This window comes from Gordonia amarae NBRC 15530 (assembly GCF_000241345.1).
Classification (GTDB): Bacteria; Actinomycetota; Actinomycetes; order Mycobacteriales; family Mycobacteriaceae; genus Gordonia; species Gordonia amarae.
Map to the genome: position 1 here is coordinate 1 of NZ_BAED01000067.1, position 20,799 is coordinate 20,799.

The following is a 20,799-nucleotide window of genomic DNA, read 5'->3' on the forward strand; positions in this document are numbered from 1 at the left end:
AGCCCGAGCAGCTTTACCGGCTCGAACCGCCGGTCGCGTAGTTCTTCCGGAACAGGCGCGGTTTCCCGCACCACAACGAACAGTGTTACCACGCACTGACTTTCACTGCCGCAAATTTTCTGCCCGACGACCGTCGGCGCAGTCCATCGCACAACTTTCACACCCGATTAGCCAGTGCGATCACTCCAAGGAGAGCAGAACATGAAGCTTCTCGACCAACACATCAACGATTCGGTGTTCACCACCCACGAGTCCGAGGTCCGCAGCTACTGCCGTAGCTGGCCGACGGTGTTCAACCGTGCCAGCGGTTCGTGGCTCACCGACTCCGACGGCCGCGAATACCTCGACTTCTTCGCCGGCGCGGGCTCGCTCAACTACGGCCACAACAACCCGATCCTCAAGGCCGAACTGATCGAGTACCTCACCGACGACGGCATCACCCACGGCCTCGACATGGCCACCGTCGCCAAGGGCCGGTTCATCGAGACGTTCACCTCGAAGGTCCTCGAACCGCGCGGCCTGGACTACAAGATCCAGTTCCCCGGACCCACCGGTGCCAACGCCGTCGAATCGGCGCTCAAGCTGGCCCGCAAGGTCACCGGCCGTGAGTCGATCATCAGTTTCACCAACGCATTTCACGGGATGACCCTCGGCGCGCTGTCGGTGACGGGCAACTCCATGAAGCGTGCCGGCGCCGGCATCCCCCTCGTGCACGCCACCCCGATGCCGTTCGACAACTACTTCGACGGCGTCGTGGAGGACTTCAACTGGTTCGAGCGGGTGCTCGACGACTCGGGCAGCGGACTCAACCGGCCCGCCGCGGTCATCGTCGAGACGGTGCAGGGTGAGGGCGGCGTCAACGTCGCCCGGGCCGAATGGCTGCGCGCACTGGAGCAGCTGTGCCGGCGCCGCGACATCCTGCTCATCGTCGACGACGTGCAGATGGGTTGCGGCCGCACCGGCGAGTTCTTCTCGTTCGAGGAGGCCGGCATCAAGCCCGACATCGTGACGCTGTCCAAGTCGATCAGCGGATACGGGCTGCCGATGGCTCTGGTGCTCATCAAACCCGAGCTCGACGTGTGGACTCCCGGTGAGCACAACGGCACGTTCCGCGGCAACAACCCGGCGTTCGTCACCGCCACCAAGGCCATCGACACCTACTGGGCCGACGGCACGCTCAGCGCCGACGTACACCGCAAGGGTGAGCGGATCCACGAGGTGTTCACCGACCTCAGCACCCGGCACGAGGGGCTGAGCACCCGCGGCCGCGGAATGGTGCGCGGCCTGGTGTTCGACGAGGCCACCGCGGCGAGCAAGGTGTGCGCCACCGCGTTCGGCTCCGGCCTGCTCGCCGAGACCTCCGGCCCCTCCGACGAGGTGGTCAAGCTGCTGCCGCCGCTGACCATCACCGACGACGACCTGAACCGGGGCCTGGATATCCTGGCCCGCTCGGTCGAGGAGGTGGTGGCGTGATCGTCCGCACCACACAGGAGATCAGCGGCACCGAGCGGGAGGTGGCCGACCCGAAGGGCAACTGGGTGTCCAAGCGGATCGTGCTCGGCGGCGACGGCGTCGGCTTCTCCTTCCACGAGACCACCATCAAGGCCGGCTCGGTCAACGAGTTCCACTACGCCAACCACATCGAGGCGGTGTGGCTGGTCGAGGGCACCGGAAGCCTGCTGGACCGCGAGACCGGCATCGTCTACGAGCTCGGGCCGGGCAGCATGTATCTGCTCAACGAACATGACCGGCACACCGTGACCGCCGAAACCCAGATGCGGATGCTGTGCGTGTTCAACCCGCCGGTCGTGGGCACCGAGGTGCACGACGAAAACGGTGTGTACCCGCTGGTGGCCGTGCCTCAGGAGCAGGGCCGTCACGCCGGCGCGGTGGGATAACGCGCCCGGGCCCTGCCCCCTGAGGTTCACCCATGTGGACTACATCCTCGTCAATAATGTGTCTTTGCTGTGCGGTAGTCTCTTCTTCCATACTGGCCGGTACTTGTGATCGGCCTGGGTTGCGCTGGGATGTGTCATCGGCGACACGCTCTTCTTGGACCGGCGCGCGGTAACACCGCGCGCCCTCCAGGGGCGTTCGTCCACGACGACCCAGCTGTTTTGTTGTCAGGTAGAGGCCGAAATGGGGAGACATCTCGTGAATCGCACCGCGAGGCGATCAACCGACGCACAGCGCACCACCGGGAGGCGGACATCCTGGAGCAGGGCGGTCGTGCCCGCCGTGCTGGCGGTGACCGCCCTGGTCTGCGGCACCCTGACCGCCGCACCGGCCACGGCCGAACCGGGCAGGGTCGACGCCGCGCGCCTGGCCAAGATCAACGCGGCATTGCCCACCCCGCTGCACGACGGCTTCTATTCGACCCCCAAGAACATCGCGAAGTACAAGCAGGGGCAGATCATCTCCACCCGCGCGCGGCCCAACCCGCCCGCATTCGTCGGCGTGAAGACATATCAGATCAAGTTCCGTTCCAACGACAGCGAGAACAACCCGATCTCGGCGATCACCACCGTGCTCGTGCCGCTGCGTAAGAAGGCCAACGGCCCGCTGCTGTCGTTCCAGCACATCGTCAACGCCGTCGGCCTCGAGTGTGCGCCGTCGCAGGTGCTATGGACTCAGGACCCCAACCTCACCATCCGTGAGGCGCCGGCCCTCAATGTGGTGCTGCAGCAGGGCTGGACGGTGAGCATCCCCGACCATCTCGGTCCGCGCAGCGCATACGGCGCCGCCAAGCTCGGCGGCCAGATCTCACTTGATGCGATCACCGCCACGAAGAACTTCACGCCCGCCGGGGTCAAGTACAGCAAGGTCGGCCTGGCCGGCTACTCCGGCGGCGGCATGGCGACGGCGTGGGCGGCGGCGCTGGCACCCAAGTACGCACCCAAGCTGAACATCGTCGGCGCCGCATACGGCGGTGTACCGATGAATCTGATCAAGATGGCCGAGGGCCTCGGCTACAACCGTCCGCACCCCGCGTTCGGGCTGGCCTTCGCCGCGGCCATCGGCCTGGCCCGCGAGTACTCCGACAAGATCACTCTCCTGGACTATCTGTCGCCGAAGGGCAGGCAGATGTTCTCGGAGATGCGCAACGCCTGCACCAATGACGTGCTGCGCATCGGCGCCGGCCACAGCGCCCGCCAGGTCGCCAAGCACGGTCTGCAGATCTTCGAGAACCCGACGTTCCGCAAGATCGGTGCCGAGAACAGCCTCGACCAGTACGCGGGTATCCCCAAGGCACCCATCTTCGAGTGGCACAGCCCCACCGATGTGCTGATCCCGCTCGACTCGATCACCGCGACGACCCGCCGCTATTGCAAGGCCGGTACCAAGGTGCAGACGATGCTCACCCCCTCGCCTGAGCACATGAGTGCCGCGGTGATCGGCGTGGTGCCCGCGATGGACTTCCTGTCGGCACGGTTCCGCGGCGAGCCCGCCCCTAGCACCTGCTGACCCATCCACCCGCATGACGAAGGCCTGGCCCCTCACGGGTGCCAGGCCTTCGTTGTCAGTGTGTCTGTCTCTACCGGGCCACCAGATCGTCGGCATGCACCACCGGACGACGCAGGTCGGGCGGCAGATCGGCGGTGGAGCGGCCCTCCATCAGCGTGATCTCGTCCGCGTCGTAGGACACCACTCCCCGCCCCCGCACCGCGCCGGCCAGGTCGACCAGTTCCACCACGTCACCGGCGTAGAAGGCACCCTTCACGTCAACGATGCCCGCCGCCAGCAGGGACCGGCGCCGGTTGACCACGGCGGCCACCGCCCCGTCGTCGAGGACGAGCGAGCCGCTGCTGTCTGCGGCGTGACGCACCCAGAAGCGGCGCGCCGAGAGCCGTTCGGCCCGCGCCGCGAACACCGTACCCACCGATGCGTCCTGCAGGGCGAGCGCGGCGTCGGAGGCTGCGGCCAGCAGCACCGGCACACCCGCGTCGGCCGACAGTCGTGCCGCGGTCAGCTTGGATGCCATGCCGCCGGTGCCAAGCGCGCCGCCGGAGCCGGCAATGACCCCGTCGAGGTCCTCGGGGCCGTGGACCTCGGGGATGAACTGTGCCCGCTCCCCATTGGGCCCCACTTTGCGCGGGTCGCCGTCGTACAGGCCGTCGACGTCGCTGAGCAGCAGCAGCGCATCGGCGCGGATCGAGTGCGCGACGAGCGCCGCGAGCCGGTCGTTGTCGCCGAACCGGATCTCGTTGGTGGCGACGGTGTCGTTCTCGTTGATCACCGGAACCACCCCCAAAGACACCAGCCGTTCCAGGGTGCGCTGGGCGTTGGCGTGGTGACGTCGGTTTGCGAAGTCGTCGGCGGTCAGCAGCACCTGCCCGACGGTCCGCTGGTAGCGGTGAAAGGAGGTGCCCCAGGCGTGGGCGAGCGCGAGCTGTCCCACGCTGGCCGCCGCCTGTTTGGTGGCGAGGTCGGTGGGCCTCTTCTTCAGGCCCAGGGGTGCGATGCCGGCGCCGACCGCACCCGAGGACACCACGGTCACATTGGTGCCCGCCCGCATCCGCGCTTCGAGGGCGTCGGCGAGGGCATCGAGCCGCGAACGGTCCAGGCCGTCGTGCATGTCGGTGAGCGCGGACGAGCCGATCTTGACGACGATGCTGCGGGCCTCGGCGATTCTGCTGCGTACGTCGCTCTGGGGTATCTCTCGCCGGGCCGGCTCACTCATGGATATCGCCGTCCTCGAACCGTCCGCGCCGCGCCTTGCGCGCCTGCTTGCGTTCGGCCGCGCCGACACGCTCGGAACGGTCGAGACGAATGTCGGTGCCGCGGCCGGTGATCGGCACGTCGTCACCCATCGGGGTGGTCGGCTCCCAGTCAAAGGTCATGTCGCCGATGCTGACGGGGGCACCCGGTTCGGCACCGAGGCGCTTGAGTTCGTCCTCCACACCGAGGCGGTTCAGCCGGTCCGCGAGATAGCCCACCGCTTCGTCATTCTCGAACTGGGTTTGCGCGATCCACCGTTCGGGGCGTTCTCCACGCACGATGAATCCACCCTCCACAGCCGGGTCCGGCGCCACCGAGAATCCGCTGTCGTCGACGGCCACCGGCCGGATGATCTGCCTGCGCGGCTGCGGTTTCGGTTGGGCCGCACGGTATTCGGTCACCATCTTGGCCAATGCGAAGGTGAGCTCCCGCAATCCGGTGTGGCTGACCGCGGAGATCCGGAACACCGGCCAGCCCCGTTGTGCGAGTTCAGGTTCCACCAGGTCCGCGAGGTCCGCGGCATCGGGGACGTCGATCTTGTTGAGAATCACCACCCGGGGCCGCGCGGCCAGATCACCGAGACCGTGGTCGGCATCGAGAGCCGGCCGATACGCGGCGAGCTCGGCCTCCAGAGCGTCGATGTCGGAGACGGGGTCACGGCCGGGCTCCAGTGTCGCGCAGTCGACGACGTGGGCGAGCACCGCGCACCGTTCCAGGTGCCGCAGGAACTCCAGACCGAGCCCACGGCCGCTGGACGCGCCGGGGATCAGGCCGGGAACGTCGGCGATGGTGAAGATGTCGCCCGCGGCCTGCACCACACCGAGATTCGGCACGAGAGTGGTGAACGGGTAGTCGGCGATCTTCGGTTTGGCCGCCGACAGCACCGACACCAGCGACGACTTGCCGGCCGACGGGAAACCGACGAGACCGACGTCGGCCACCGATTTCAGCTCCAGCACCAGATCCCGCGCCTGGCCCTCCTCACCGAGGAGCGCGAATCCGGGAGCCTTGCGTGCCCTGGAGGCCAGCGCGGCGTTGCCCAGGCCCCCGCGACCACCCTTGGCGGCCTCGAAAGTGGTTCCCGCGCCGACGAGATCGGCGAGGATCTTGCCGTCGGCGTCGAGGACGACGGTGCCGTCGGGCACCTTGAGCACCAGGTCCTCACCCGTGGCCCCGTCACGGTTGTCACCCATGCCGGGCTTTCCGTTGGTGCCCTTGGCGTGCGGACGGAAATGGAAGTCGAGCAGCGTGTGCACCTGCGGGTCGACGACGAGGCGCACCGAGCCCCCGTTGCCGCCGTTGCCGCCGTCGGGTCCGCCGAGTGGCTTGAACTTCTCCCGGTGCACCGACGAGCATCCGTGGCCGCCGTTTCCGGCCGTCACATGAATGGTCACGCGGTCGACAAACCGAGACATCGCCACTCTCACTTCCTGATCGGTGGAATCTTTACACAATTAACACAGGGCCCGCGGCGAACAGGTCCATAAACACCAACAGAGGGCGCCCAGGGCTGGTTCCCTGTGCACCCTCTGTCGAGGCTATGTTGTTCCTCACCCCGTCACCGGGGCGGGAATCAGACCGCAGCGGTGTCGGCGACGATGTTGACGGTCTTGCGGCCACGCTTGGTGCCGAACTCGACCGCGCCGGCGGCGAGCGCGAACAGGGTGTCGTCGCCGCCGCGACCGACGTTCACGCCGGGGTGGAACTTGGTGCCGCGCTGGCGGATCAGGATCTCGCCCGCGCTGACCTGCTGGCCACCGAAGCGCTTGACGCCGAGCCGCTGGGCGTTGGAATCACGACCGTTGCGCGAGCTGGACGCGCCCTTCTTATGTGCCATGTCAGTCCTCCTGAGGAATCTTTAGGTCTTGCTTGCGGGGCTGTCGCTGCCGACGACCGGCGACGGCGGCCCCGGTGGGTGTCAGTTGATGCCGGTGACCTTCAGGACCGTCAGCTTCTGACGATGCCCCTGGCGCTTGTGGTAGCCGGTCTTGTTCTTGAACTTGTGGATGCGGATCTTCGGGCCCTTGGTCTCCTCGACGACCTCGGCGGTCACGGAGATCTTGGCCAGCGCATCGGCGTCGGTGGTGATCTGGGCGCCGTCGACGACCAGTGCCACCGGCAGGCTCACGGTGCTGCCGGGCGCGCTGTCGATCTTCTCGACCTTCACAATGTCGCCCTCAGCGACCTTGTACTGCTTACCGCCGGTCTTGACGATCGCGTACGTTGCCATCGAAGCTGTCCTCTAACTCGTCTAGTCGGGCCGATCCCACATCCGCGGTTCCGGCGCTCTACTGATCTTGATCTGTGGTTGTCTACCTGACGCGGGCCGCAATACACCCCGGACCAGTTGTCAGGGTCACCGCAGATCACACCAGAATGCCTGTCCGGAAGGTGAGCAGCCGTGTGCCGGATGTGAATCCGGCACAGCGCAAACCGTCCGCTGAAGGCGACCGTTCAAGGTTACGGGACCGCCGCCCGCCGGGTCAAACCAGCCCCGTCCCCGAACGGACCACCCCTACTCCTCGACGGGAGGGCCCGCCGGCCTGCCCGCCGAACGCCTACGTGGCCTGCGGCGCACCGCCACCGCCTTGGCCGCCGGGGCGGACGAGGCCGGCCCCGACGTGGTCACCGGGGTGCTGTCCCCGCCGGTGGCCGCCGGAGCGGCCGTCATGACCACCGGTTCGGTGGTTGTGGTCGGCGAGGTCACCCGGACCACCCGCCGCCTGCGGTTGCCGTTCGTGGCCGGGGCGACCTGCTCAGGTTCTCCCTCGGCCGAGTCCTGACCTGCGGATTCGGTACGTTCCCCGGCATCGCTCACAGCATCGGCGGTGCCCGGTTCGTCCGCTCCGGTCGCGTCGGCCCCGTCGGTGACGAGGGCTGCGGTGGCGGCCTCGGCCTCGTCTGCGGCCGGTGCGTCGCCGGTGTCGGCCGCCGTCGCGGAATCAGCCACATCGGCGGTCTCCGAGTCGGTGTCGACCGCACCGTCGGCGACCGCGGTCCAGGCGTCAGGCGCGCTGTCCTCGTCCGAGGTTGTGATGACGATCTCAACGGCTTCGGCGACGACGGTCCCGGCAACCGTGTCGGCGGCGGCCGCGGCCTCCTCGACCGGCAGGCCGTCGGCGCCGGTGGCGCTCTCGTGGTGATCGTGATCGTGCGAATGCGCGGCCATCGCCCGGAACATCGGATGCTCGGACGGGCTGTGCGCGGGCTTGCCCGATTCGGCCTGTTCCGCGCGCTTCTTGGCCTTGCGTGAGCGCTTCGACCCACCCTCGGACCGGGACTGGTCCTCGGCCCGCACCTCGACCGGATTCTGGTGGACGATGATGCCGCGCCCGGCGCACGCGGTGCAGGTGGTGGAGAACGCCTCCAGCAGTCCGGTGCCGAGCCGCTTGCGCGTCATCTGCACCAGGCCGAGCGAGGTCACCTCCGACACCTGGTGGCGGGTCCGGTCGCGGGCCAGCGCCTCGGTCAGCCGACGCAGCACCAGGTCGCGGTTGGATTCGAGGACCATGTCGATGAAGTCGACGATGATCATGCCGCCCAGGTCGCGCAGCCGCATCTGGCGGACGATCTCCTCGGCGGCCTCCAAGTTGTTGCGGGTCACCGTCTCCTCGAGGTTGCCACCCGACCCGGTGAACTTGCCGGTGTTGACGTCGATGACGGTCATCGCCTCGGTGTGCTCGATGATCAGTGTGCCGCCCGACGGCAGCCACACCTTACGGTCGAGCGCCTTGGCGAGTTGCTCGTCGATGCGGTGCACCACGAACGAGTCGGGTGCGTCCGCGTGCCGCTTGGTGAACTTCTCAACCCGCTCCATCAGGTCGGGCGCCACCGAGCTCACGTACCGCTCGACAAGGTTCCACGCCTTGTCGCCCTCGACGATGAGCTTCTTGAAGTCCTCGTTGAACAGGTCACGAACCACCCTGACCAGCAGATCGGGTTCCTCGTACAGCGCGCGCGGGGCACCGCTGCCCGACTTGCCCTTGGCATCGTCAACGGCGGCCTCAATGTTCTTCCACTGGCTTTCCAGACGCGCGATGTCGGCGCCCAGCTCGTCGGCGCTCACTCCTTCGGACGCGGTACGGATGATCACGCCCGCATCTTCGGGCAGCAGCTTGGCGAGAATCTGCTTGAGCCGCTTACGCTCCACGTCGGGCAGCTTGCGGCTGATGCCCGTCGACGACCCGCCCGGCACGTACACCAGATAGCGACCGGCCAGCGAGATCTGCGTGGTAAGGCGGGCACCCTTGTGCCCCACCGGGTCCTTGCTGACCTGCACCAGCACCGAATCACCGGGCCTGAGGGCCTGCTCGATCTTGCGGGAACCACCGTCGAGTCCGGCCGCATCCCAGTTGACCTCGCCGGCGTACAGCACGCCGTTGCGGCCGCGGCCGATGTCGACGAAGGCCGCCTCCATGCCGGGCAGCACGTTCTGCACCCGGCCGAGGTAGATGTTGCCCACCAGCGACGACGACGTCTCGGTGGTCACGAAATGCTCGACGAGCACGCCGTCCTCGAGGACCGCGACCTGTGTGTAGTCCTCGGAGTTGGGGTCGTGCAGGGCGCGTTCGCGCACCACCATCACCCGGTCGACGGCCTCGCGCCGTGCCAGGAACTCCGATTCGCTCAGGATCGGGGGCCTGCGGCGACCCGCGTCACGGCCGTCGCGCCGGCGCTGCCGCTTGGCCTCGAGCCGGGTGGAACCCGAGATACCCTGCACCTCGTCGCGTGCCCGCTTGGTGCGCGGTTCCCGTTCGTGGACGACGGTGTTCGGCGGGTCGTCCGGGGACGCCTCGTCACCGTCACTGCCCTTGCGGCGACGGCGGCGGCGGCGGCGGCGGGAGGTTCCCGACTCGGAAGCATCGTCGTTGTCGGAGTCCTCGCCGTCCTCCGAAACAGCGTCACCGGCGGAGTCCGAGTCCTCGTCGGCGGCGGACTCATCCGCCTGCTCCGCAGCGGGCGTGGCGTCATCGGCGGCCGCGGAATCGTCACCGGTGGCCTGACGGCGCCGCCGGCGTTCCTTGCGAGGGGTGTCGTCCTCGTCGGAGGTCGCCGCGGCGTCCTCACCGGAGGTGTCCTCACCGTCGGCGGAGTCGTGCTCATCGTCGGACCGGTCCCCGGCCTCGCTCTGGTCTCCCCGGCCCCGGCCCCGGCCCCGGCGACCCCGCCGCCTGCGGCGCGACCGGCTGCCGCCCAACTCGGCATCGTCGTCGTCCGCACCGTCGGTTGCCTGCTCGGCGTCGTCGCCCGCATCGGCGTCGGACACCCTCGGCGTGTCCCGCTCGTCGGAGCCGGGCCCGGCGCTGCCGGACCGGGTACCGGTGGCGAGGTCCTCGGCCATCTCGGGCGACAGGAACAGCGGGACGGTCGTCGCCTCGGCCGGTGCCGGCGCGACGGCCGTTTCGGATGTGGCGGTGGCCGCGGCGGAGAACAGGGAATCGATGGACCGCTGCGGGGTGTCGCTCGCCTGCTGCTCGTCGGCGGACTCACCCGCCGTGGCCTTCCGTACCTCGGACTCGGTGGCTGGGGTCTCGGCGGCTGGGACCCCGGGCTCGGGCGTCTCGACGACCTCGGCCTGCGGCTCGGTGGTCTCCGCCGACGTGGCTTCGGTCTCGGCGACGCCGGTATCCGGGGCTTCCGCGACCGGGGCATCGGTATCCGGGGCATCGGTATCCGGGGATTCGCCCGTCACCCGGTCACGAACGGTGTAGGCGACCTCACGGTCAATGCTGGACTGCGGTGAGCGTGCGCCGTGACCGATCTCGGCCAGGTGGGCGAGCACCTCGCGGCTGGTGATGCCCAGCTTCCGAGCCAGGGCGTGAACGCGCAGTTTGATGGGAAATTCGTCTGCCTGTGCTGATGCGTCGTTGGCGTCAGCAGGCGACCCGTTGTCGGTCACTCAGTCTCCTTGAGCCCCCGGGCGCGTCGGGCTGACGCGGCCACGCGGGGGCCTAACTCTGTGTCCCGGCCGTGGCCGGTGTTGTGTGGTCTTCGCGCCGGTGCCCGCTCCGCGGTAGCGGAGGGAAGGCGTGGCGCCTTGCTGGGTGATGTCCGGCTGCGTCAAACATCCACACCACCACGTGCGCACGAATGTGACGTGTACGCGGTGGGGATGACGAGCGGACCGGCATCGGTCACCGTCAACAAAGTGTGTCGACGATAACTCTCCCCAGTATCCCACACCGCGGTCCGTTTGCCGTAACCAACGCGCATTGCGCTGCGGCATGGACTGTGCATGGGGTGCGGTCGCGGTGCCTGCTGGAGCGGGTCGCAGTCACGCGGAAGGTAGAGGAACACCGGCGTCAGTGACTGCGCCGGGAAGGGCCGGGCGGCCTCAGGACATCATCCTGAGGCCGCCCGGCCGCGACTGGATCGCTTCGGGCCTGGTCAGTCGAGCCCAGGGAACCACAGCGCGATCTCGCGCTCGGCCGACTCCGGCGAGTCCGAGCCGTGCACCAGGTTCTCCTGCGTCACCAGTGCGAAGTCGCCACGGATCGTGCCCGGCACAGCCTTCTCCACCGGGTCGGTGCCGCCGGCGATCTGCCGCCAGGCAGCGATCGCACGCGGACCCTCGACGACGGCCGCCACGAGCGGACCCGAGGTGATGAATTCGAGCAGCGAATCGAAGAAGGGCTTGCCCTCGTGCTCGGCGTAGTGGCCGCGGGCCAGTTCGTCGCTGACCTGCTTGAGTTCGAGGGCCACCAGGGTCAGCCCTTTGCGTTCGATGCGTCCGATGATGTCGCCGACCAGGTTGCGGGCCACGCCGTCGGGCTTGATGAGTACGAGAGTCCGTTCAGTCACGCGAACACTGTAACGACTCCGCGCCCGCACGTGGCAACGAGTGGCCGATCAGCGCGCACACCTCAGCCCGGCTGCTCGGAGCCCTGCCGGACCCGGCTGCGATAGGACGATGGCGTCTCCCCGCTGAACTGGGTGAATGCCCTGGTGAACGACCCCTGGCTGTCGAAGCCGACTGCCGTGGCCGTCGAGCTCACAGTCTGCTCTCGCGTCGCGAGCAGCGTCATCGCCCGCAGCATGCGCGCGCTCGTCAGATAGTCCCGCCACGACATCGCCACCGATGCGGTGAACATCCGGCGCAACGTGCGCTCGGACACGGAGACGGCCCGGCTCACGTCCTCGATGGTGACGGTGGCCAGGTGATCGCGGGTATAACGCATCGCCGCCGCCACCAGCGGGTCGTCCGAGGTGGGCAGCAGCAGTGGTGTCTCCGCGGCCAGTGCGTCGACGACGAGGTCGGCGAGGGTCCGGAAGAATCTCTCCGACCTCGGCTCGGCGGCGGTGTCGGCGAACGGCCAGCGCAACGAGTAGACGAGCATCTCCCGCATGAGCGGCGACACCGCCAAGATGCGGGCCCGGTCGGCATACCCAGGAATCAGTGCCGGTTCGAACAGCACCGACAACGTGGTCACGTCCCCCTTGAGATGGGTGTCGTGCTCGAGACCGGCGGGCAACCAGATGGCCTGTTGCGGGGGGACCAGATAGTAACCGGCCGGCGTCTCGACCTCGACGATCCCGCCGATCGCGTATTCGATCTGGTGCACCTCGTGCGAGTGCCACCCGGTGACCAGCGCACCGCCCTCATAGGCGTAACTGCCCGCTGTGGCGGTGCCACGGCCCTTCATCGGCACCCACTGCACCCGCCTGGCCGAAAGTGTTAAATCACTGTCCGATCGCGCAGAGATGGTCACGGGAATCCACTGTACAAGTGAGGCAGGACATATTCACTGCCCAGTTTTGATCGGCGCACAGCCCGGAAAGAGGACTCAGTTCATGAATGTCGACGACATGATCCTGATCAGCATCGACGACCACGTCGTGGAACCCCACGATATGTTCGCCCGGCACGTCCCGCAGAAGTACATGGACGAGGCGCCGCGGGTGATCTTCGACGAGAAGGGCATCGAGCAGTGGTACTACCAGGGCAAGGTGACCGGCACGAGCGGACTGAATGCCGTGGTCACCTGGCCGCCGGAGGAATGGGCCTACGATCCGGCCGGATACGCCGAGATGCGCCCGGGCGTCTACGACGTCAACGAGCGTGTCCGCGACATGAACCGCAACGGCGTGCTCGCGTCGATGTGCTTCCCCACCTTCACCGGCTTCTCCGCCCGGCACCTCAACCAGTACCAGGACCCGGTCACCCTCATCATGGTGTCGGCCTACAACGACTGGCACATCGACGAGTGGGCGGGCGCGCATCCGGACCGGTTCATCCCGCTGGCGCTGCTGCCCACCTGGAACGTCGAGGGCATGGTCAAGGAGATCCATCGCGTCGCCAAGAAGGGCGCCCGCGCGGTCACCATGCCCGAACTCCCCCACCTGGAGAAGCTGCCCAGCTACCACGACATCGACTACTGGGGGCCGGTGTTCCAGGCACTCGTCGAGAACGACATGGTGATGTGCCTGCACATCGGGTCCGGTTTCGGTGTGCTGCGCCTGGCCAAAGACGCGCCCATCGACAACCTGATGGTGCTGGCCACCCAGATCTCGGTGATCGCCGCCCAGGATCTGCTATTCGGACCCGCGATGCGGGCCTTTCCCACCCTGAAGTTCGCGTTCTCCGAGGGCGGCGTGGGCTGGATCCCGTTCTTCCTCGACCGCGCCGACCGGCACTACCTCAACCAGAAATGGCTCAATAACGACTTCGGTGACAGGCTGCCCAGCGAGGTGTTCCGGGACCGCGTCCTCGCCTGCTACGTGACCGACAAAACCGCCATCAAGAACCGCCACGACGTCGGTATGAACAACATCGCCTGGGAATGCGACTACCCACATTCGGACTGCTTCTGGCCGGACGCGCCCGAGAAGGTGCTCGCCGAGTTCACCGCGGCCGGCGCCACCGACGCGGAGATCGACCAGATCACCTGGCAGAACTCGGCGAAGTTCTTCAACTGGGATCCGTTCACGCTCAAGACCAAGGACGAGGCCCGCGTGGGTGCGCTGCGCGCGCAGGCCACCGACGTCGACACCACGGTCCGGCCGCGGGCGGAGTGGAAGAAGATGTACGAGGCCAAGAAGAAGGCCGAGGCGGACCTGGCCATCGCGGCGGCCAAGGGCTGACAGCCGCGCGCCGACTGCGGAAAAACCAGATGCGCCTGATTGGGTTGTCCCCAATCAGGCGCATCGTCGTCCCCTGAATATGGCTTTGTGGTTGCGGCGGTCAGCTACAGTACTGCCCCTCGACGGCGAACAGTCCGTAGTTGAACAGGCTGCCGGCCTGCCCACGCGACACCACGATCTGGATGCAGCCGCCGGGCGTGCTCAGTGCGCCGTCGAGTGCGCGCCGGAACTGGAAGGCCAGGCCGTCGTTCGCCGCCCGGTATTGCGCGGGAACCGGCAGCGCGGCGATCCCGCCGACGATATTCGCGCTTTTGAGCTGCTTGGTGACCGCATGGGTGGCGAGGTAGCTGTACTCGGCGTTCGACACCGGCATGGGCGGGCCGGGCTTGAGGACAGTGGTGAAGTCGGGAGTGTCCTGGACCTTCTCGCCGGCCTTCTCCCCCGCGTTCTTGTTGCCCGTCCTCTTGTTACCGCCGGTCTTGTTGTCCGGTGTGCCCTCGACCCGAGGCGACGGCGTGTCGGCCGGCGCCTTCTTCTGCGGCGTGGCGCCGGACTCCGATTCCTGAACGACGAGGGTTCCCGGGCCGGAATGAACAGGCGCGGCGTGGGCCGCACCTCCTCCGGCGATGAGGAACCCGGCGGCCACCGCCCCCGCGATCACTCGGACACGCCGCTTGATGACAGCAGCAGACAGTCGACTGGATGTGACAGACAAGATTCCCCACAGACGTATACAGGTGTGACCGGTTGCTCACACCGTCCGCCATTCTCACAGTTTCCGCGGAGGATGACGACCGTCACGCCATAACGATGCGGCAACAGGTCTTGCAGCTCCCAAACGTTGCAATGCCTGTTGGTGAATCACGCCTCGTCGATCGGTCGCTGACCTGCCAGCTTCCCCTCGTCTATCCGCTGCTGGATATCGCGTTTGATGTAGGCGATGTAGAGCCAGACGCTCAGGAACACCACCCCGATCGCCGCGATCGACCAATGGAAAACCCCGCCGACGATGACCGCGACCTGCAAGGCCAGGTCGAGCGTAAGCGCGTAGGACCGGCCCTGCATACCGCAGGCCAGCACCATCGCCAGCGCCACCAGACCCAGGTAGCCACCCGAGACCCAGGACAGCCCGCCGCCGATCTTCCACACCACCGGCAGACCGAGCAGCACGACGATCAGTTCGAGGATCAGGGTGCCCGCCATCACCCCCCGCAACCCTTTCCAGGGGTCGGTGGTGGGCGGGGTGAAACGCGGCGCTGCCGCTTCCTCGTTCATGACGGTTCCTTACCGAACAGGCTGCGTGCCGCCCCGGCGGTGACCACCGAACCGGTGATCACCACACCGGATCCGGCAACCGGCTGCCCGTCCGATTCCTCGGCCAGGCCGATCGCCGTCTCGACGGCGTCGGGCAGAAAGGGTTCGACGGTGACCCGGTCTTCACCGAACACCGCCCGCGCGATCTCGGCGAGGGTCTCGGTCTCCAGGGCGCGCGGCGACCCGTTGTTGGTGATCACGACGTGGTCGAGGACGGGTTCGAGGGCTTCGAGCAGTCCTTCGGCGTCCTTATCGCCGAGAACCCCGACCACCCCGACCAGCCGCCGGAAATCGAACTCCTCGGCCAGTGCGTTGGCCAGCGCGGTGGCGCCGTGTGGGTTGTGCGCGGCGTCGACGAACACACTCGGCGCCGACCGGACCCGTTCGAGCCTGCCCGGACTCGACACCGCGGCGAATCCGGCGCGCACCGCGTCGACATCGAGCTGCCGCTCTGCGCCGGCCCCGAAAAAGGCCTCGACCGCGGCGAGCGCGAGAGCGGCGTTGGCCGCCTGATGCGCGCCGTGCAGGGGCAGGAAGATCTCCTCGTACACCCCGCCCAGGCCCTGCAGGGTGAGCAGCTGCCCACCTACCGCCAGCCGCGACTCCAGCACAGTGAACTCCGAGTTCTGGCGTGCGACAATGGTTTCCGACTCCACCGCCTGACGCAGCAGTACGTCCATGACGGCAGGATCCTGGGGTGCGATCACCGCGACCGGATCCTGAGCGCCCAGATCGTCACCCTTACGCGGGGTGATGATCCCGGCTTTCTCCCCCGCGATCGCGGTGAGTGTGTCCCCGAGGTAGTCGGCGTGGTCCATGGCGATGGGGGTGATGACACGCACCTGTGAGTCGATGACGTTGGTGGCATCCCAGCGTCCGCCCATCCCGGTCTCCACCACCGCCACGTCCACCGGAGCCTCCGCGAACGCCGCATAGGCCATCGCGGTGAGGACCTCGAACTTGCTCATCCGGGGGCCGCCGGCCGCGGTCGACGAGTCGTCGACCATCGTGATGTACGGCTCCAGCTCCCGGTAGGTGTCGATGTAGGTGCGGGGCTCGATCGGCTTGCCGTCCACCGAGATCCGCTCGGTCACCAATTGCAGATGCGGGCTGGTGATGCGGCCGGTGCGCCGGTGCAGGGCGATCAGCAGGGCGTCGATCATCCGGGTCACCGACGTCTTGCCGTTGGTGCCGGCGATGTGGATCGACGGATAGGTGAGCTGCGGCGAACCCAGCAGATCCATCAGTGTGGAGATACGGGTCAGCGACGGCTCGATCTTGGTCTCGGGCCAGCGGGTGTCGAGTTCGGCCTCCACCTCGGCGAGCTCGGCCAGATCGGATGCGGCGTCGGCGCTGTACGCCGACAGGTCGGCGGGGCCCTCATCGTCGAGGGGATGCACCGGCTCACCGGGAACCCCGGGGTCACCCCCGGGTTCCGCGTCCGTCACATCGCCCTCGAACGCCAGGTGCGCCAAGTCGATCTCGTCGGCCCCCGGCGCTCCCGGATCGCGTGAATCACTCACCCGCCGAGGCCTTCCAGTTTCGTCTTGAGCCGGGCGACTTCGTCGGTGGCCACCTTGTTGCGTTCGGCGATCTTGGCGCGCACCGCTTCCGGAGCCTTGGACAGGAACTGCTCGTTGCCGAGTTTTGCGGCGGTCTGCGCGAGTTCCTTCTCCGCCGCCGCGAGATCCTTGGCGATGCGTTTGCGTTCGGCCTCCACGTCGACGGTGCCGGAGGTGTCGATGCGCACCGTCACCGTCGCCGCGGACAGGCGCACCTCGACGGTCGCGGTGGCGGCGAAGATGTCGTCGGCCGGGTTGAGCCGGGCCAGCGAATCGACGTAGGGCCGCAGCGCGGTGATGCCCGCGGCGTCGAGCCCGTCGAGTTCCGCGGCCACCCGCTGTCCGGGTTTGAGGCCCTGATCGCTGCGGAACCGGCGGATCTCGGTGATCAGCGCCTGCAGATCGGCCACCTGCCGAGCCGCGGCGGCGTCGGACCCGGCGTCGGAGGTCTCCGGCCACAACGCCACCACCAGCGACTCCCCACCAGTCAGCGACTTCCACAGCACCTCGGTGACGAACGGCATCACCGGTGACAGCGTGCGCAGCAGCCGGTCGAGAACATGACCCAGGACCAACGACGTTGTGCGCGAACGTTCTTCGTCATTCTCGGCGAACTGGACCTTGGCCAGCTCCAGGTACCAGTCGCAGAACTCGTCCCAGGCGAAGTGGTACAGCGCCTCGCACGCCTTGGAGAATTCGTACGCCTCGAACCCGGCATCGGCATCGGCGACGACCTGGTCGAGCCGGTCGAGGATCCAGCGATCCACCTCGGTCAGCGACTCCCGTGCGGGCAGATCGCCCACCTGCGCGCCGTTCATCATCGCGAACTTGGTGGCGTTGTACAGCTTGGTGGCGAAGTTCCGCGACGACGACGCATGGTCCTCACCGACGGAGATGTCGGCGCCCGGGTTGGCCCCGCGCGCCAGGGTGAAGCGCAGCGCGTCGGCGCCGAACCTCTCGACCCAGTCGAGCGGGTCGATGCCGTTGCCCTTGGACTTGGACATCTTGCGGCCGTGTTCGTCACGGACCAGCCCGTGCAGGAACAGGTTGGTGAACGGGACCTTCTTGTCAGCGCCCAGGTCTTGACCCACGTACGTGCCGAACATCATCATCCGCGCCACCCAGAAGAACAGGATGTCGTAACCGGTCACCAACACCGAAGTGGGATAGAACTTTTCGAGGTCGGCGGTGCTGTCGGGCCAGCCGAGGGTGGAGAACGGCCAGAGGCCCGAGGAGAACCAGGTGTCCAGGACGTCGGTTTCCTGCGTGTAGCCCTCGGGCGCCTGCTCGTCGGGTCCGACGCACACCACCTCACCGCCGGGCCCGTACCAGATCGGGATCCGATGGCCCCACCACAGCTGGCGGGAGATGCACCAGTCGTGCATGTCGTCGACCCAGCCGAACCAGCGCGGCTCCATCGACTTCGGGTAGATGACAGTGTCGCCGTCCCGCACAGCGTCGCCGGCGGCCTGAGCCAGCGATTCGACCTTGACCCACCACTGCATCGACAGGCGCGGCTCGATGGGTTCACCGGTCCGTTCGGAATGCCCGACGCTGTGCAGGTACGGCCGCACCTCCTTGACGATGCGACCCTGTTCGGCCAGCGCCTCGCGCACCTTGACCCGCGCCTCGAAACGATCCATGCCGTCGAATTGCGTTCCGGTGCCGTCGATCCGGGCGGTGGCATCCATGATGGTGGGCATCGGCAGGTTGTGCCGCTGCCCGATCGCGAAGTCGTTGGGGTCGTGGGCGGGCGTGATCTTGACCGCGCCCGAACCGAATTCGGGGTCGACGTAGTCGTCGGCGATCACCGGGATGGTGCGGTCGAGGAACGGGTGCGGCAGCTCGGTGCCCACCAGGTGCGCGTACCGATCGTCGTCGGGATGCACCGCGATCGCGGTGTCACCGAGCATCGTCTCCAGCCGGGTGGTGGCCACCACGATGTGCGGCTCGGCGTCGTTGAGGGAGCCGTAGCGGAAGCTGACCAGTTCACCCTCGACGTCGGCGTAGGACACCTCGATGTCGCTGATCGCGGTCTGCAGGACCGGTGACCAGTTCACCAGCCGCTCGGCCTGGTAGATGAGGCCGTCGTCGAACATTTTCTTGAACACGGTGTGCACCGCACGCGACAGACCCTCGTCCATCGTGAAGCGTTCACGCGTCCAGTCGACACCGTCGCCGAGGCGGCGCATCTGTTCGCCGATGTTGCCGGAGATCTCGGACTTCTCCTGCCAGACGCGTTCGATGAACGCCTCCCGGCCCAGATCGTCGCGGGTCTTACCCTCTGCGGCCAGCTTGCGTTCGACCATCGTCTGCATGGCGATCGCGGCGTGATCCATACCGGGCAGCCACAGCACCTCGTAGCCCTGCATCCGTTTGCGCCGGCACAGGGCGTCCATCAGCACATGCTCGTAGGCATGCCCCATGTGCAGCGAGCCGTTCACATTGGGCGGCGGGATGACGATGGTGAACGGCGGTTTGTCGCTGGTCGCGTCGGCGGTGAAGTACCCGGCGTCTACCCAACCCTGGTAGAGCCCTGCTTCGTGTTCGGCGGGGTCCCAGGACTTCGGCAGTGCGGACGCGTCGGCGCCCTGTGCTTCACGATTGCTCACCCCACAATCTTAGGGAACGCACACACCCGGCAAGGCGCCGGGCATGCGCAGCGGCCGATCCACGTTTGAGGTTGCGATCAGTCCCGGATTCCGGAACTAAACGCAATGTCAGACAACCGCCCGACCGGGCGTGGCTACCTTCGACGCAACAATATCGGGTGGTGCGGGGCACCCAGCGCTCCTGCGAGCCGGCGCCTGAAGGCGTGACCGGCCTCCGAGTGGGAGACCGATCACACACCGACACTGCTCAGGACACGCGCAGGTCGTGGAGGTCCTCGGGTGCGTTCACGTTGGTGAGCCACTCCGAGTTCGACACCGGGACACGGCGGGTTTCGAGTGCGTCGACCACCGCCAGCATCCGACGTTCCCCGCCGGCCACCAGATCGGCCACGGTCTGTGCCGACGATGTGCGGTAGATGGCGGCCATCGGGTGATCGCGACGATCGTCGTGGGCGATCACGGCCTGGGTCGACGGGGTGGCGCCGCGGGCCAGTTCGTCGATCAGGCCGGCGCCGATGAGCGGCATGTCGGTGGCGCACACGAATCCGAGCCCGAAGCCGTCGGCCGCCGCGGCGGCCAGGCCCGCGGCAAGACCACCGAGCGGTCCCGCGCCCGGTTCCTCGTCGGTCACCCACACCGCCTCCGGGCCTCCGGTGCCGTGCAGCAACTGGTAGGCGGATGACTCCTGCGCGGCCACCACGTACACCCGGTCGCACCGCTCGGAGACGGTACGCACGATGCGTGCGAGCATCGGCTCGGCACTCTCATCCGGCCACTGGATCGACGCCTTGTCGGTGCCCATGCGCCGCGATCTGCCGCCGGCCAGGACGATCCCGGCGATCGGTGGAATCGGTACGGCCGTCTCGGGTAGCTCTGCGATGTCCCCGTTTGCGATCTCACTGTCGGTCATGGGGTCCAGTGTGTTCCATCCGGCCCCATTGAGGGCGGGATCACAGTTTCTGGAGCACAATAATTGTCATGCGCCATGTCGACGAGCACAGCCCGCACACCTATCCGGTCGACGAACCGGCGGATGTGAAGATCGGCCACCACAAGGATCACGCCGCCGGGGTGCCCGCCGTCGCCGTCGCCCTCAAACGCGGTATCGAGCAGATGGGTACGCCCCGTACCGCGCGTACCTTCTTCCATCTCAACCAGCGCAACGGCTTCGACTGCCCGGGCTGCGCGTGGCCCGAGACCCCCGGCCACCGCAAGCACGCCGAGTTTTGCGAGAACGGTGCCAAGGCCGTCGCCGAGGAGGCCACCACCCGCCGGGTGACCCCGGAGTTCTTCGCCGAACACTCGCTCGCCGACCTCGGCGGTCGGTCGGGATACTGGCTCTCCCAGCAGGGCAGACTCACCCATCCCATGTACCTGGCGCCGGGCGAGGACCACTACCGCCCGGTCAGCTGGGACGAGGCCAACGCGATCATCGCCACAGAGTTGGCACAGATGACCTCACCCGACGAGGCGGTGTTCTACACCTCGGGCCGCACGAGCAACGAGGCCGC

General features: G+C 67.5%; 16 protein-coding genes and 1 pseudogene. 5 read left to right on the forward strand and 12 right to left on the reverse strand.

What is annotated here, in order from left to right:
- Positions 1-201 precede the first annotated feature (201 nt).
- The 3 genes from ectB (at position 202) to GOAMR_RS19880 (ending at position 3,465) form a co-directional block, all read left to right on the forward strand.
- On the forward strand, positions 202-1,473 hold the full coding sequence (gene ectB / locus GOAMR_RS19870; RefSeq protein WP_005192204.1) for a diaminobutyrate--2-oxoglutarate transaminase: 1,272 nt from the start codon (positions 202-204) through the stop codon (positions 1,471-1,473).
- The gene (locus tag GOAMR_RS19875) at positions 1,470-1,898 is read left to right on the forward strand and encodes an ectoine synthase (RefSeq protein WP_005192208.1); all 429 of its coding nucleotides are present in this window, start codon (positions 1,470-1,472) and stop codon (positions 1,896-1,898) included. The genes ectB and GOAMR_RS19875 overlap by 4 nt, the downstream gene beginning before the upstream one ends.
- 331 nt (positions 1,899-2,229) lie before the next feature.
- A complete protein-coding gene (locus tag GOAMR_RS19880; RefSeq protein WP_005192211.1) occupies positions 2,230-3,465 on the forward strand; it encodes a lipase family protein in 1,236 nt (411 codons plus the stop codon).
- A 70-nt stretch (positions 3,466-3,535) separates the two neighbouring features.
- Here the strand turns inward: GOAMR_RS19880 and proB are convergent, their stop codons facing one another.
- From proB to GOAMR_RS19915, 7 genes are all read right to left on the reverse strand, one after another.
- Entirely contained in the window at positions 3,536-4,681 is a 1,146-nt protein-coding gene (proB, locus tag GOAMR_RS19885; protein ID WP_005192213.1) for a glutamate 5-kinase, read from the reverse strand.
- Entirely contained in the window at positions 4,674-6,134 is a 1,461-nt protein-coding gene (gene obgE / locus GOAMR_RS19890) for a GTPase ObgE (RefSeq protein ID WP_040515913.1), read from the reverse strand. Before obgE ends, proB begins: the two co-directional genes overlap by 8 nt.
- A gap of 158 nt (positions 6,135-6,292) precedes the next feature.
- On the reverse strand, positions 6,293-6,556 hold the full coding sequence (rpmA, locus tag GOAMR_RS19895) for a 50S ribosomal protein L27 (RefSeq protein ID WP_005192218.1): 264 nt from the start codon (positions 6,554-6,556) through the stop codon (positions 6,293-6,295).
- A gap of 81 nt (positions 6,557-6,637) precedes the next feature.
- On the reverse strand, positions 6,638-6,949 hold the full coding sequence (rplU, locus tag GOAMR_RS19900; protein ID WP_005192221.1) for a 50S ribosomal protein L21: 312 nt from the start codon (positions 6,947-6,949) through the stop codon (positions 6,638-6,640).
- A 285-nt stretch (positions 6,950-7,234) separates the two neighbouring features.
- Positions 7,235-10,618: a translation initiation factor IF-2 N-terminal domain-containing protein gene (locus tag GOAMR_RS19905; protein ID WP_005192224.1), complete on the reverse strand. Its 3,384-nt coding sequence runs from the start codon at positions 10,616-10,618 to the stop codon at positions 7,235-7,237.
- Between the two features lie 488 nt (positions 10,619-11,106).
- Entirely contained in the window at positions 11,107-11,520 is a 414-nt protein-coding gene (gene ndk / locus GOAMR_RS19910) for a nucleoside-diphosphate kinase (RefSeq protein WP_005192227.1), read from the reverse strand.
- A 62-nt stretch (positions 11,521-11,582) separates the two neighbouring features.
- A complete protein-coding gene (locus GOAMR_RS19915; RefSeq protein ID WP_040515912.1) occupies positions 11,583-12,428 on the reverse strand; it encodes an AraC family transcriptional regulator in 846 nt (281 codons plus the stop codon).
- Between the two features lie 82 nt (positions 12,429-12,510).
- Here GOAMR_RS19915 and GOAMR_RS19920 point away from each other — a divergent pair, with 82 nt between their 5' ends.
- A complete protein-coding gene (locus GOAMR_RS19920; RefSeq protein WP_005192232.1) occupies positions 12,511-13,800 on the forward strand; it encodes an amidohydrolase family protein in 1,290 nt (429 codons plus the stop codon).
- A 100-nt stretch (positions 13,801-13,900) separates the two neighbouring features.
- Here GOAMR_RS19920 and GOAMR_RS23855 read toward each other — a convergent pair whose 3' ends face one another.
- The 5 genes from GOAMR_RS23855 to mobA form a co-directional block, all read right to left on the reverse strand.
- Positions 13,901-14,461 (reverse strand): hypothetical protein, encoded by a 561-nt coding sequence (locus GOAMR_RS23855; protein WP_050942819.1) that lies wholly within the window; start codon positions 14,459-14,461, stop codon positions 13,901-13,903.
- A gap of 200 nt (positions 14,462-14,661) precedes the next feature.
- Positions 14,662-15,075: a DUF4233 domain-containing protein gene (locus GOAMR_RS19930; protein ID WP_005192237.1), complete on the reverse strand. Its 414-nt coding sequence runs from the start codon at positions 15,073-15,075 to the stop codon at positions 14,662-14,664.
- Positions 15,072-16,637: a bifunctional tetrahydrofolate synthase/dihydrofolate synthase gene (gene folC / locus GOAMR_RS19935; RefSeq protein ID WP_005192239.1), complete on the reverse strand. Its 1,566-nt coding sequence runs from the start codon at positions 16,635-16,637 to the stop codon at positions 15,072-15,074. The genes GOAMR_RS19930 and folC overlap by 4 nt, the downstream gene beginning before the upstream one ends.
- Positions 16,634-19,288: a valine--tRNA ligase gene (locus GOAMR_RS19940; RefSeq protein WP_005192243.1), complete on the reverse strand. Its 2,655-nt coding sequence runs from the start codon at positions 19,286-19,288 to the stop codon at positions 16,634-16,636. Before GOAMR_RS19940 ends, folC begins: the two co-directional genes overlap by 4 nt.
- Before the next feature lie 247 nt (positions 19,289-19,535).
- Positions 19,536-20,198, reverse strand: coding sequence for a molybdenum cofactor guanylyltransferase (gene mobA / locus GOAMR_RS19945; protein ID WP_005192245.1), 663 nt, complete (start codon positions 20,196-20,198; stop codon positions 19,536-19,538).
- Positions 20,199-20,266: 68 nt separating this feature from the next.
- On the opposite strand from mobA, the pseudogene GOAMR_RS19950 reads away from it, so the two are divergent.
- A pseudogene (locus GOAMR_RS19950) lies at positions 20,267-20,799 on the forward strand (hypothetical protein); the annotation flags it as partial.